Origin of the sequence: Acinetobacter lwoffii (assembly GCF_024129355.1) — a bacterium.
Taxonomy (GTDB): Bacteria; Pseudomonadota; Gammaproteobacteria; order Pseudomonadales; family Moraxellaceae; genus Acinetobacter; species Acinetobacter lwoffii_I.
The window spans coordinates 1-14209 of the sequence record NZ_JAMXXP010000030.1 but is presented as its reverse complement, the minus strand read 5'-3'; the positions used below and the strand labels follow the sequence as shown (position 1 = coordinate 14209).

The following is a 14209-nucleotide window of genomic DNA, read 5'->3' as shown; positions in this document are numbered from 1 at the left end:
TTTGTTAAACTTCCCAAACCGTGAACAAGTTTTAATCGAAGTACAAGAAGAAGATGGGATATTAACCTCTCCCTAACCCTCTCCTGGAAGGAGAGGGAACTTGGATACTCTGAACCAGTAGTGCTGCTGATTTCCTAAAAATAGAAAAATATGCGTTCAAAACTTGATAGTAGAAAAGATTTTAATATCGCTGCCTGTAGATGAGGATTATAAATTAAAATCCCCTCCATCCCCTTGCGGAATATATTCCTCACCTCCTATAAGGAAGATGGGGTTAAAGGCACATTAATGCGCCTCATCCCAGTTTTTACCTTTACCCACTTCTACCACCAATGGTACAGAAATCTGCAATACCGATTGCATCACTTCTGCCAGTTTAGGTGCGAGTTCATCGGCAATGTCTTCATCCACTTCAAATACCAGTTCATCATGTACTTGCAACAGCATTTTGGCCTGATCTTTCGGCAACATCTTGTCGACTTCAATCATCGCCATTTTAATGATATCCGCAGCCGAACCTTGTAGCGGAGCATTAATCGCAGCACGCTCTGCCGCTTTACGCACCATCATATTACGGGCATCAATATCTGGGGTATATAAACGGCGACCGAGCAGGGTTTCAACAAAACCCTGTTCTAATGCGACCTGACGGGTACGTTGCATATAGTCATAAATGCCCGGATAACGATGGAAATACTGCTTGATATAATCCTGTGATTCCTGACGGGTAAAGCCCAACTGACGGATCAGACCAAACTCGGACATACCGTAAAGTAGGCCGAAGTTGACGGCCTTGGCCTGACGGCGCTGGTCATTGGTCACTTCTTCCAACGGAATGCCCAAAACTTCCGCAGCAGTACGGCGGTGTACATCCTGACCATGAATAAAGGCATCCAGCAGGGCTTCATCCTGAGATAAATGTGCCATGAGACGCAATTCAATTTGTGAGTAATCGGCTGCCAGCAAGACACGGCCTTCAGGTGCCACAAACGCCTTACGGATTTGACGGCCAATTTCGGCACGAATCGGAATGTTCTGCAGGTTTGGATCAGTCGATGATAAACGGCCAGTTGCAGTCAGTGCCTGATGATAACTGGTATGCACACGATGGGTATCAGGATTGGCCTGTTTGCATAAGCCATCGGTATAGGTACTTTTCAGCTTGGACAAACCACGATATTCCAGAATTAGCTGGGCAATCGGATGTTCAATTTTTTCCAGTACACTTTCACTGGTACTGTATTGTCCGGTGGTGGTTTTTTTACCGCCTTTTAGCCCCAGCTTTTCAAACAGAACTTCACCGACCTGTTTAGGTGAGCTGACATTAAAGCTTTCACCGGCAATTTCCATGATCTGGTTTTCCAGATTGTGCATGGTGTTGGAAAATTCGCCCCCAAGCTGATCCAGAAAAGCAAGATCCAGTTCGATGCCGTTTTCTTCCATTTGCGTCAGTACACGTGCGACCGGAACTTCAATATTATGCAGAATATTCACCAGTTCAGGGTGTGCCTGCAATTTGCTGCTCAAGACTTCATAAAGGCGATAGGTGACATGTGCATCTTCTGCGGCATAATGTGCTGCAGTTTCAAGTGGAATCTGGTTGAAGGTCTTTTGTTTAGCACCTTTACCGGCCACTTGTTCATAAGTCGTGGTCAGATGACTCAAATACAGACGGGCCACATCATCCATGCCATGACGGGTCGCGACAGAATTCAGGACATAGGAAGCCAGCATGGTATCGAAATACCAGCCTGCCAGATGAATGCCATGATTTTCCAGTACATGTGCATCATATTTCAGATGATGCCCAATTTTCTTTACAGACTCATCTTCCAGAATTGGTTTGATCTGCGCCAGAATTACTTCACGATTCAGCTGCTCCGGTGCGCCTTCATAATCATGTGCCAAGGGAACATAATAAGCATTCTGCGCATCGAAGGCGACCGAGAAACCGACAATCTGTGCAATACGATAATCCAAACTGGTGGTTTCGGTATCAAAGGCAAAACGTTTTTCGGTACTTAGGCGCTCAAACAGTGTGTCCCAGTCCTGCTGGCTTAATACTGTGTGGTAGGTCGCTTGACCTAGCTGGTCATCACTGCTGGTTACAGACGCATGGTCTTCCAGAGGTTCTGGTGCTGTAACCGCTTTGGCGTTAATAGATTTTGCCGCCTGCTGGTAATTTGAATTATTCGGGTTGTTCGGGTGATCTAAGGACTGCAGCTGGTTACGGAATTCCAGCTCGGTGTACAAATGACGTAAGGTCTCGACATTCGGCTCACCCAGTTTTAAATCGTCATAACCAAAGTTAAGATCCAGATCGATGACAATACTGGCCAGTTGATGGTCCAGTGCAATGCCATCGACATGTTCTTTAATATTTTGACCGACTTTGCCTTTGATCTTGTCGACATTTTCTAAAATGCCGCCAATCGAGCCATATTCAGTGAGCAGTTTTGCTGCAGTTTTGGCACCTACACCTGGCACGCCCATGATGCCATCTGATGCATCGCCCATCAGGGTCAGATAGTCAATAATCTGATTCGGCCAGACGCCAAACTTTTCAAACACGCCGTCGACATCCAGCGGTTTTTCTTTAAAGCTGTCTTCCAGGGTAACTTTTTCGGTCACCAGTTGCGCCATATCTTTATCGCCCGTAGAGATCAGCACCTGATGTCCCATTGCCTCGGCACGTTTGGCCAGTGTCCCGATAATGTCATCGGCTTCGGCACCTGGCAAGGTATGCAGGGGAATGCCCAAAGCGCGGATCAAGGCATGTAGATAAGGAATCTGTTCGGATAATTCCGTTGGCATGCTGGGACGGTCACCTTTATAAATCGGTGACAGCTCATGCCGAAAGGTCGGTTCTGGGGTATCGAAAATTACCGCCATATGGGTCGGTTGGGTCCGGCGCATCAGTTTTTGAATAGCAGAAATCGCACCACGAATTGCATTGGTATGTAAACCGGTTGACGTGGTTAATGGTGGCAGTGCGTGAAAGGCACGAAATAAAAAGTAAGAGCCATCGACCAAGACAAATGGTGGCATGTAATCAATTCCTTATTCAAAATACAGCGCTATTGTACGTGATTTTTACCGCGCTCGCTGAGGCGAGTCTGAGTTTACAGCTTAGCGAATATCGGCCGAAGATGAAATAAGCAGCACAAGCTGTTGTATGATGGAACAATTCAGGAAAGAGAAATATAAGAATGGCTGCAGGACGGAATGAGTTGCGCATGATCTGGCTGATTACCCTGCTGATTGCCGGGATCAGCGCCTGGTATCTGGGTTATCAGATTGTGACTTATCTGTGTGGTTTGGGGTTTATCTTTAGCGTGATGCAATATGTCACTGCGGTAGAAGCACCGCTGAATCAATTGGCCGGACAGCAGCAGATGTCCTTGGAGCATAACTCTAAAGTTCCTTTATATATTTCTTCAATTACTGCCATTGTTGGTGGACTGGCTGAACTGGATTGGCTGATGGGCATCGGGATTACGGCATGGGTATTCTTTTTGCTCAGGTGGCTGCAACGTCTGGAAGGGCGTTTGATACAGCTGCAATCACAATCTCCTTCTGCTGATCCCTTACAGCGATCACCGGATCGATCTGATTCTGTTCCATTGGTGAAAACTGAGTCTGCCCAAGAGGTAAACGACTCTCCTCATCTGGTAGATCAACTGCAGCGCTGGCTTTTCCAGGGGAATCCAGTCTTAAAAGTCGCAATCAGTATTTTAGTGATTGGGATTATTTTACTACTGCGTTTTGCCACTGAGCACTGGCAACTCAGTCTGGCTGCAAAATTGGGCCTGGTTGCACTGGCAAGTGGAGGTATAGCAGGTCTGGGTTATCGCCTGATGCAGAAAAATCGGAGTTTTGCTCTGGCACTGGAAGGACTAGGTTTAGGCAGTCTGTTCCTGACCTTATTTTTTGCCTATTACAATCTGGTGATTCCCACATTATCGTTGGCAACATTGCTATTTCTCATTATTCTGGCCATCACTCTGTATTTAAGCCTGAAACAGGAAAGCATCAAACTGGCCTTGATGGCTTTGCTGATTGCTTATCTGGCACCGTTTACCTTGCCGACCCGCGATGCTTCTGCTGTTGAGCTGATTAGCTATTATCTGCTGATCAATATCGGGGTGGCGGTGTTAAGCAGTTTCCGGCCATGGAAGATTCTCAATCAAATTGCCTTTTTAGTGACTGCGGTCGTTGGCGGGATATATAGCCTGATTCATGGTTATACATATGAGCGTTATGCCATGACTGCGTTGATTCTGGCACATAGTGCGCTGTTTATCTGGCTAGGTTTCCGCTTTAGCCAGTTGCTGGCACGACAGGATCTCTCACGTTTTCAGTTAAAACCGGTATTGGACTTAGCGCTGATTTTTGCTGCACCGATCACGGCATATATTTTTCTGTATCTGATTCATTTTAATCAGCCCAATCAAAAACTCTGGCAAGCTGGATTAAGCCTGTTCTTTGCACTGGTCTTTGCCGCTTGCTGGACACTGCTGCGCCGTAAACAAACTATCCTGCTCATTTCGCAGAGCTATCTGAGCCTGATGCTGATTTTTCTCGCCTTGGTGCCCCCGATCTTATTGACAGAACAATGGAGTGTGATTGGCTGGGCAGTTGAAGGTGTGCTGATTTATTTATGGGCCTTGGAAAAAAATGTCCGGGTAGCACACTATCTGAGCATGGGCTTATTGCTGATGGCCGGATTCAGCAGCCTGTATTATCTGGTCGAGATTAATCCAACACCGCGAATAATTTTCTGGATTTTGAGTCTGTGCTATGTGGCAGTCGTGGTCATCAGTCAGCTTAAAAAGCAGTACCAGCAGCAGATGAATAGTCTGAGTGTCAGTTTTTTAAGCAGCCTAAGTGTCGCGGCCAGTTTGATGCTATTTGCCTTGCTGGAAGATGAATTTCCGAGTCAGCATGCCTATGTGCTGAGTTTATTTATCATCACACTGGGTTATGTAATGTTCAATGAAATGATCCTGCGCAAAAATCAGGAGTGGTCATGGTTACTGCCGAAGTGGAGTGGCATCTCGCCCTTGCTGGTCATTGCGGCGATTCTAACTCTGGATCGCAGTCAGAATGCGGTGATTGTCTGGAATAGTGATCTGGAACGTGGGGTTTCTGCACTTTCAACGATATTATTGGCCATTCTGTGGCTTAGACCGCTGGCTGGCTTGCAGCTTTCCAAGGAATGGATGAGTTTTGGTGTTTTTAGCAGTCTGGCTCTGGCAAGTTTATGTCTGATCCCGAACATGCCTTATCTGAGCATGGTGATTTTGCCTTTATTATTCTGCCTGTGGTGCTATCGACAGGATCCGCAGTCAGGCTGGCAGCAGCTTTGGCAAACCAAGAGCTGTTTATTGCTGATGGGAAGCTGGCTGGTATGTTCACAGCTGTTTAGCCAGCAAGCCTTTCAGTATTACTGGCTGCCGATTCTGAATCCTTTTGACCTGATCAGTATTGCCATGTTTGCCAGTTTTATCTGGATGCTGTTACAGCAAATTAAGGTGGGACGTGACAAAGGCATGATGGCGGTTTTAATGGTACTAAGCCTGTTATGGCTATCCAGTTATATTATTTTAAGAGCTTTACATGTGTACCTGCAGACGCCGTTTAATGATCTGGCCTTATGGAGCAATGCGACGGTTCAGCTTAGTCTGACCATACTTTGGGTATTACTGGCCTGGATTACCATGTGGACGGCGACACTCAAAAAACTGAAACCGATGTGGATTTTAGGCGGCAGTATTCTGGTGATTGTAACCTTGAAGCTCGTACTATTTGACCTGTCACATATTGGCACCCTAACCCGGGTGATTTCCTTCTTGCTGGCGGGCGGGGTGATGCTGCTGATTGCTTATATTGCACCGATGCCGGAGAAAACTGATTGAATCCTCTCCTTTAAGAAAGGAGAGGGAGCATTTTTCACTGATGCAGATTTTTGGTTTAGATGTTGCTCTCACCTAAAGTCAATTTATTTTAAATCAGGCTCTCTTTTCAATGCCTTGTCATTGGCGTATTGATCAATTTCTTCATTTTCCAAAGGGCGGGAAAGTGGATGATCGACAAAGCCCATTTTTGGCACCGGAATTTCAATCTGGTTATCGACAAAGCCGTTGCGAATCCGTTCCTGCATTTCATCACGAACTTTCAGGTAGTTTTCCTGTTGGCACCACACTGCAAACAGCAGTTCAATCGAAGATTCACGGAAAGCGGTAACGGTGACTGCAGGTTTCGGGTCGGCCAGTACCAGTGGATATTTATTGGCAACGTCCAGCAGAACTTCGCGTACCTTGATAATATTTTCATGGAAATTGATCGCCAACGTAATCGGAATCCGCCGTATCGGAAATTTCGACAAGTTCTGCACCGGTGCCCGAATTAGCTGTTCATTCGGTAAACGCACATAGATATTATCTTGGGTCAAAAGTTTAACCGAGAGCAGATCAATCGAAATCACTTCGCCTTCAATGGTATGCCCACGAATCAAGGTAATCTGGATGGTATCACCGACTTCAAAAGAACCTTCACCAATCAGGAACAGACCACTGATCAGGTTGGATGCTGAGGTTTGCGAAGCAAAACCCAGTGCGACCGTTAAAATCCCTGCAGCGCCAAGGAAGACACTGAGTTTAAAACCGGCTTCTTTCAGACTAGCCATCACAAACAGCAGGAAGATAAAATAGAAAATTCCGCGGCGCCAGACCAGTTTCTGATGGGCATTAAAACGGACACCAATGGTGCGAATAAAGGTATTGGAAATAAAGCGTGCGATCAGGAAACCAATAAAGCACAACACCACCGCCACCAGAACTTCGGTCAAACGGTCGGTATTGATATTGGTAAATACTCCCTTCAGGCTGTTGGTGACTTCGGTCGGAATATTTGAACTTGGCATCAGACGCCCTTAGAAAAATGAATCAAACATATTAAATAATGCACCTGCTGGATCACGCGGTGGATGCAGATAGGCCACTTCACCAGCATTTGGTGGCGTGCGGTTTTCGACCCGAATCCGTGGTGGACGGTCCGAACTTTCATGCAAAACGCGGATTTGCGAGGTCCATAAGCGGCCGGTACTTTCACTGTAAAAAAGCGGCAGGGCAGGCACTGGCACATTCATTCGGTCAAAGCGCAATTGCTGGTTACTGGTATTGTGAAACTCAATTGGCGTGACTGCACGAAAGGCTCGCGGATGTAACTGTTTCAGTTCGGTTCTGCCATCAACTGCGGTGGCGTAGCAGATTTCCCCCGAACGGTGATTGGGTCCAAACCAGGTGTCTTTTGGCAAGATTACCGGTAAATCGAAAATCGGTTCGCGTTGACCCTCGACAAAACCGGCAATCCATAAGGGCGTGCTGATATAAAGCGTACCGCGCTGTCCAGCAGGAATATAAATCGGATCGACTGGTTTAATCACCACAGAACGGTCTGCAAGACGTGGCATCAGTTGCAATTTTTTTTGCGTGGATTTGAACATATAGCGTTCAATTTTCACGGGCGGTGGAAAGGCAAAATTCGGATCATCAATCTGATGCCATTGCTGTTCATAATCGTATTGCACAGAAGGGCGGAAATATTCCAGTCGCCATTCCTGAATCCCTCGGGTCAGCCGAAACAGCAAGGAGCCAAACTGCCAGGCTTTAGACTGATTTATTTCAAAATTCTGTTCTCCCCACCAGCGCATTTTCGCTGTATTCGGGATTAATTCATCTTTATCTTGCGGCAATCTTGGCACCCTTTCTTGCTAAATCTTTGAAAACATACTTCACGCTGTCATATGCTTAGAGTACACTCAATTTAAATTTTTTCATCATTATTATAATCCGCGATGCAAGTACTTAAACAATTACAAATCCCATATAGCTTCGCCAAGCGCCATGGTGTGCTGTTGCGTTATGAGGGAGATCAGGCCTTTATTCTGCGTCGTGACAATACCTCGATGCTTGCATTGCAGGAAGCTCGCCGTCTGCTCGGTTATCCGGCTCATTTTCAACTCTGTAGCGAACAAGAATTTAACCAGTTACTCAGTTCCAGTTTTGCCGGCGATAGCGGCGAATCGCAACAGGTCGCTGCCGGTCTGGAAGATCATCCGGATTTACTCAGTCTGGCTGATTCGGTTCCGGAAGCTGAAGACCTGATGGATCAGGAAGATGATGCACCTATTGTGCGTCTGATCAATGCATTGCTCTCAGAGGCGATTCGTGTCGGGGCTTCCGATATTCATATTGAATCTTTTGAGAAAAAACTGTCGGTGCGTTTACGGGTCGATGGCCAGTTACGCGAAATTGTACAGCCACGCCGTGAACTGGCACCGCTTCTGGTTTCACGGATTAAAGTCATGGCCAAACTGGATATTGCCGAAAAGCGTATTCCGCAAGATGGCCGTATTTCTTTGCGTCTGGCTGGTCGTGAAGTCGATGTCCGTGTATCCACCTTGCCATCTTCTTATGGGGAGCGGGTGGTGATGCGTTTGCTGGACAAGCAGGCCGGCCGTTTGAACATGACCCATTTGGGTCTGATGAATAATGACTATGATCGACTCAAGACCTTAGTACATCGCCCGCACGGGATTATTCTGGTGACTGGCCCGACCGGTTCGGGTAAAACCACCACCTTGTATGCGGCACTTTCTGACCTGAATGACGGTTCCAAGAATATCCTCACAGCAGAAGATCCGATTGAATATCAGCTGGAAGGCATTGGACAAACGCAGGTCAATACCAAAGTGGATATGACTTTTGCCCGTGCGTTAAAAGCCATGTTACGTCAGGACCCGGATGTGGTCATGGTTGGTGAGATTCGTGATCTGGAAACCGCAGAAATTGCGGTGCAGGCATCCCTGACAGGACATCTGGTGTTATCCACCTTACACACCAATACCGCGATTGGTGCGGTTACGCGCCTGAAAGATATGGGAATTGAACCATTTCTGCTGTCCAGTTCTTTAATCGGGGTAATTGCCCAACGTCTGGTGCGTACCTTGTGTCCACATTGCGCGACCTGGCATGAGGCAGATGCTTTCGAGAAGAATCTATTTGGCAATATTGAGCATCCCCAAGATTTAAGATTACCGCAACCTCAAGGCTGTGAACGTTGTGGCAATACCGGCTTTAGTGGCCGTACTGCAATTTATGAAATTGTCCCAGTCGATGATCATATGCGCCGTTTGATTCATGGCAATGCGGCTGAATATGAAATCGAAAGCTATGTACGTCAGCAGTCAGGTTCCATTCGTGATGATGGTCTGCGTAAAGTATTGGCCGGAAAAACCACGATTGAAGAAGTATTGCGAGTAACCAACGAAGCAGTAGAATAATTTTTTAATCTGCTCGCTTTATCATAATGATCGTCAGGACTTTTGGATATTTACCAGAGACTGACGATTTTTTTCATGAGTTGTGCACGAAAAGGTGCAGTCGGATTTCCCGGATTACGCAGAGTTTCATTTTCATAAAAGTTCTGCCAGGCTTGTGCCATTGCTAAACTCAGTCCTTCCTGTTTCATTGTTTCAACATCTGCCTGAGTAATATTGAGAAAACGGGCTTCAGCATCTTTGGGGCCAGCTCCCCAGCCAATAATCCCTTTACCAAATTCAGGCAGAATCATATTGTTGGGTGTTGCAGGAATGGGTAGGCGTTCAATTTCAGTATTGAGCAGAGATTTTATTTTCGGACGGATTTTTTCTGAGAGATAAAGATCTGCAAAAGAGGTTGTAGCAGTGAGGAGCAGGAGAGAATTCAGAAGAACTAGTTTTAACATCAATATAAATCGAATAAATGTAAATAAGAATCATTATATATAATTTCTTAAGTTTTTGCTGCAGTTTTCAAGTGGGGAAGAGAAGTAGCTTTTGACAAAAGATGAAGCGGGTAAATTTTGAAATTTATAATTGAAGTCTAGCTATCCTGAAACTTTTTTCAGGATAGCTGTTAAATAAAAAAATTAAGTAATTACGTTTAAGTTCACATCAATATTATTACGGGTCGCATTTGAGTATGGACAGACAATATGCGCAGCATCCACCAGTTTTTTTGCTTCTTCCTGATCCATGCCTTCAAGATGGATGTTTAATGTCACTTCGATCCCGAACCCGGTAGGAATCGGACCAATCCCAACATCACCTTCAATATAGGCATCTTTACTGATATTGAGCTTGTCACGATTGGCAACAAATTTCATTGCACCCAAGAAACAGGCGGAATAACCTGCGGCAAAGAGCTGTTCAGGATTGGTTCCACCGCCTGGTCCCCCCATTTCTTTAGGTACGGCCAATTGGACGTCCAGAATCTGATCGTCAGAAATGGCGCGGCCATCACGGCCCCCTGTGGCTTTGGCATGTGCGGTATAGACGGCTTTTTCTAATGACATGAGTTAAATCCCTGTTTATTTTTCGTAGAGCTTCTATGCTCGGTGATTTCACCTGAAGAATAAGCAGGGATTTTGTTATTTTATGCAAGCAAATGAAACGATTCAGGAAAGTTGAAGAAGTCTACGGTGTTGCATTAAAGGCATGGATTCACGCACTTTTTGCTGTTCATTTAAATCAAAGTCGACGGTGATGAGTTGAGCACCTTCTGCATGGATCATATTAAGAAGTTGTCCACGACTATTGGTGGCGGCTGCATGTCCCCAAGTCTGGCGTTTTTCTCCATGCCAGCCTTGTTGAGCTGCACCAAGCACCGAGCATTGGCTATCTAGAGCACGTGTTTGCAGAAGAAGCTGCCAGTGCATTTCACCTGTGGTATAGGTAAAGGCAGAAGGAGCGGTCAAGAGGTTTGCACCTTTGGCTCGTAAATTTAACGCCAGTTCCGGAAAGCGCAGGTCATAACAGACCATTAACCCAATATTGCCAAAAGGTGTTTTGGCTACGACAACATCTGTGCCGGGTTCAAAGAACTTGGATTCCTGATAACCACCGACAGCATCGCCGACTTGCACATCAAACAGGTGAATTTTGTCATAACGTGCTTCGGTCCGTTCCGGACTGATACACAGGCTAACGGTACGCACCCGGCCATCCTCAATGATTGAACCATCCGGACGATAAGGGCAGGGTAATGTACCGGCAACGATCCAGGTGTCATATTCATGGGCAAGTTGTTCCAGACGCTGCTGAATCACTTCAAATTGTGCAGCAGTTTCACGCTGTTTACCTGCTGCAAAACAGACAAAGTTTTCCGGGAAAACAATCAGTTCAGCACCATTGGCCTTACTTTGTTGAATTAAAGATTCAATCTCCACGAAATTGACATCAATTTCATTTTGAGAATTCATTTGTACAACAGAAAGTAAAGTCATAGGGTCCTCTTATAAGATGGTTATACCTTTTGCTCGGAAATTTTATCTAAATTGTCTTGCTCTTTCTGTAGCTGTTTGACTAAAGGTTCAAACATGTTCTGATTGCTTTGATTCAGTTTCATCAAGGTTTTATGCGCATCCAGAACCGTATTCAGCATATTTTGATGCGTGACATGTTCTTCCATCAGCGCACGTGTGCAGACATTTGGATCACCACAATAATTCAGAATCACAAACACCTGGCTCAATCCCATACTGTTGGCCAAAGTGGTAATGTCAGAATTGGTAGAAAGCATGACAGCCTGAATATTGTGTACTTGCTTGAGTTTGAGTCCTAGTTTCGCTAAAACACCCAGTACGGTACTGTCAATGAAACTGGTTTCGGTGAGATCAACGATAGCGCCAACTACGTTGTCTTGCTGTTCAATTTTGTTCAGTAATTTGTCTAGACTAATACAAGATTGGGCACGCACTTCGCCGATAAGCTTAAAAATATGCGTTCCGTTCAGACTTGCATATTCAACATGACCTGTTGACATATAAATGCCATTTGCAGAGAAGGATATTAAATTATCCCATAGGGTGTATTGATACTCAAGTGGCTGAAAGTAGTAATCAAATTAAGTGCTTATAAAGCCTGTAAATATACTGCTAATTTACGCGGATAAAGCTTAAAAAGGCGATATCGTCAGCCACATGTTCCGGAGCCTGAAAAGATTGATTCTGCAAATGGTGTAATAATTGCGAGAATTGTTCATTTAAACCACCATCAAAAGGTTCCAGTGCGCCATCCGAACAGATAATAAAGCGCGCATTGCGACTTAATACCCATTCATTTTCCTCAACTTCAAGATCTTCGGTTAAGCCCAAAGGGAAACTGCTGGAAGAGAGGATTTTAGGTTCTTGATTGGGTTCAAATATAATCGGTGGAGGATAATGTCCAGCGCTGGACCATTTTAATACATGGGTTTCCAGATTAAGAATCCCGGCAATCATGGTGATGTGCTTTTCAATATTTTCCTGCATCAGCATACCGTTCAGCTTCTTGATCAGCTCGCGCGGCGTCTTGGAGCGACCATGGAAAGCTGCCATCCAGGACGTGAGCAAACTACTGGTGACGCCATGTCCGGATACATCGGCCAAATAGAAAATCACTTCTTTGTCGCTGATTTTCCAATAATCATACCAATCCCCTGAAAGATAGGCTGAAGGCTGAAAATAGGTTTCGACCTCGTAATTGGTCAGTTCAATCGGATTCGGTAACAATTTTTTTTGTAGTTCTGCAGCAGAAGGCAGGTCACGGCTATCCTGGTTACGCTTATATTGTGCATCAATTTTTTGTAATGCCAGATCTGGATTCTCGGGAAGCTTGTTCCAGATCCAGCCGGCTAAAGCACCTTGTTCCCAGGCCTGAGCCAAAGCAGTACCTTCATTTTCTAAGGCCAGTACAATCGTAGGCAGATTCCACTTATATTTCAGATAATCATGTACATCTGCAATCGCAATAATCGTAGAGTCATACAGTTCATGATCATCCAGATAGATCATCTGAACATGAGGAAGCGTATCAAGTACTTGATCTAAGTAAGGAATATCACGAGTCGGTTGAATGAAATACATAAAAAAGTGATTCAATCCCAGGATTGGCTATAAGATGTACTATAACAAGCAAAGTATTGCTAGCGAACAGATTTTCACTAGCAATCATACATGAAGCTTAAACTTAAAGATCTTCGTTTGAAGATTCAATGTTGCTATCACTAGAAGGTGCATCATCAGAATTGTCATCTTCAAAATCATCTTCTAGGAAAAGCGTATCTTGTTCTGTACCTTTCTTTTCTGCAATTGCATAATTGGTACGTTGTAAATAAATATCGCGAATCTGCGCATAGCGATCGCCAGTCAGCACTCCTTCAACGTCCAGTATTTCTGAACGGGTATCGATGGCACGCCAAAACTGATCAGTCCAGTAAATTCCATCTTCATCTTCGAGAATGTATTTTTGTGGACGAGCTTGACTATCTACAGCAGTACCGATTACGCCACGGACAGAACTTGGACCTAAAAATGGCAACATGATATAAGGGCCAGAAGGCACGCCATAATAACCTAAGGTAATTCCAAATTTTTCCTCTTCATGACTCAAGCCCAGGCGACGCGCTGGATCAGCCAGTCCTAAAGTTGTTAAGGTGTTAATGGTAAAACGACCTAGGGATTTAGCAGCGCGGGCAGGACGACCTTGAATCAGCTGATTCACCACATTCCAAGGTTCACCTAGGTTACTGCGGAACTGGGTATAGCTGCCACGAACATCTTGAGGAACTTTTTCCACATATTGTACGGCTATGGGACGTACCACGGTGCGGTCAATCGCATCATTAAACTGATAGATCTTTCTATTTAACGGTTGAAAAGGATCTTTAACTTCTTCAGCCTGTGCTGCACTGGCATCAACTTTCAGTTGCGTTTGTAATTGTTGCGCTTTGGTCGAGATTTTTGTTCTAAGCGGCGTTTTTGCAGGCTCGTTTTCCAGATTTTCCACACTGGTGGCCGCCTCGGCGAAAACATGTGCGCTTGAAGCTAAAGAAAATAAGCATATAGATAAGTAAATAGAACGATGCATAAGGTAACCTGAGGCCTTTTCTGTGTAAGTAGCACTACTTATTAGTATAAAAATAATAAACGTTATATTCACGAATAGACATCATTTAAGCAAATTTGTATAAAAAATGAATGAAAACACACGAAAAGCTTAAAAAATATACATACAAAATGATTTTCTTGAAAAAGGTGTTGCAAGGGCTCTGAAATGCTGTAGAATGCACATCCATCGGCGGTGATGAAGATTAAAACTTCTGATAAAACAGTGACTTAGTTAAGT

Annotated in this window: 11 protein-coding genes; 2 read left to right on the top strand and 9 right to left on the bottom strand. The window is 44.9% G+C overall.

The window, feature by feature from the left end; genetic code table 11:
* Nucleotides 1–285: 285 nt before the first annotated feature.
* Nucleotides 286–3048 carry a DNA polymerase I gene (polA, locus tag NI468_RS12615; RefSeq protein ID WP_253102166.1) on the bottom strand — a complete coding sequence of 921 codons (2763 nt, stop codon included), beginning with the start codon at nucleotides 3046–3048 and terminating at the stop codon, nucleotides 286–288.
* Between the two features lie 161 nt (nucleotides 3049–3209).
* On the opposite strand from polA, the gene NI468_RS12610 reads away from it, so the two are divergent.
* Nucleotides 3210–5918: a DUF2339 domain-containing protein gene (locus tag NI468_RS12610; RefSeq protein ID WP_253102164.1), complete on the top strand. Its 2709-nt coding sequence runs from the start codon at nucleotides 3210–3212 to the stop codon at nucleotides 5916–5918.
* A gap of 83 nt (nucleotides 5919–6001) precedes the next feature.
* Here NI468_RS12610 and NI468_RS12605 read toward each other — a convergent pair whose 3' ends face one another.
* Entirely contained in the window at nucleotides 6002–6925 is a 924-nt protein-coding gene (locus NI468_RS12605) for a mechanosensitive ion channel family protein (RefSeq protein WP_004732923.1), read from the bottom strand.
* 9 nt (nucleotides 6926–6934) lie between these two features.
* Complete coding sequence (locus tag NI468_RS12600; protein WP_162924849.1) at nucleotides 6935–7714, bottom strand: hypothetical protein; 780 nt, start codon at nucleotides 7712–7714, stop codon at nucleotides 6935–6937.
* Nucleotides 7715–7858: 144 nt separating this feature from the next.
* Here NI468_RS12600 and gspE point away from each other — a divergent pair, with 144 nt between their 5' ends.
* Nucleotides 7859–9346 carry a type II secretion system ATPase GspE gene (gene gspE, locus NI468_RS12595; RefSeq protein WP_005246044.1) on the top strand — a complete coding sequence of 496 codons (1488 nt, stop codon included), beginning with the start codon at nucleotides 7859–7861 and terminating at the stop codon, nucleotides 9344–9346.
* Nucleotides 9347–9396: 50 nt separating this feature from the next.
* On the opposite strand, the gene NI468_RS12590 is transcribed toward gspE, so the two are convergent.
* From NI468_RS12590 to NI468_RS12565, 6 genes are all read right to left on the bottom strand, one after another.
* Complete coding sequence (locus tag NI468_RS12590; RefSeq protein WP_005103334.1) at nucleotides 9397–9789, bottom strand: DUF4951 domain-containing protein; 393 nt, start codon at nucleotides 9787–9789, stop codon at nucleotides 9397–9399.
* 183 nt (nucleotides 9790–9972) lie between these two features.
* Nucleotides 9973–10398 carry an organic hydroperoxide resistance protein gene (locus tag NI468_RS12585; RefSeq protein ID WP_004732917.1) on the bottom strand — a complete coding sequence of 142 codons (426 nt, stop codon included), beginning with the start codon at nucleotides 10396–10398 and terminating at the stop codon, nucleotides 9973–9975.
* Nucleotides 10399–10500: 102 nt separating this feature from the next.
* Nucleotides 10501–11328, bottom strand: a complete 828-nt coding sequence (locus NI468_RS12580) for a carbon-nitrogen hydrolase family protein (RefSeq protein WP_005107790.1) — start codon at nucleotides 11326–11328, stop codon at nucleotides 10501–10503.
* Between the two features lie 20 nt (nucleotides 11329–11348).
* Nucleotides 11349–11867, bottom strand: coding sequence for an anti-anti-sigma factor GigB (gigB, locus tag NI468_RS12575; RefSeq protein WP_004647542.1), 519 nt, complete (start codon nucleotides 11865–11867; stop codon nucleotides 11349–11351).
* Nucleotides 11868–11979: 112 nt separating this feature from the next.
* A complete protein-coding gene (gene gigA / locus NI468_RS12570) occupies nucleotides 11980–12948 on the bottom strand; it encodes an RsbU family protein phosphatase GigA (protein WP_004732911.1) in 969 nt (322 codons plus the stop codon).
* A gap of 103 nt (nucleotides 12949–13051) precedes the next feature.
* Nucleotides 13052–13951, bottom strand: coding sequence for an MlaA family lipoprotein (locus tag NI468_RS12565; RefSeq protein ID WP_004732910.1), 900 nt, complete (start codon nucleotides 13949–13951; stop codon nucleotides 13052–13054).
* Nucleotides 13952–14209 lie beyond the last annotated feature (258 nt).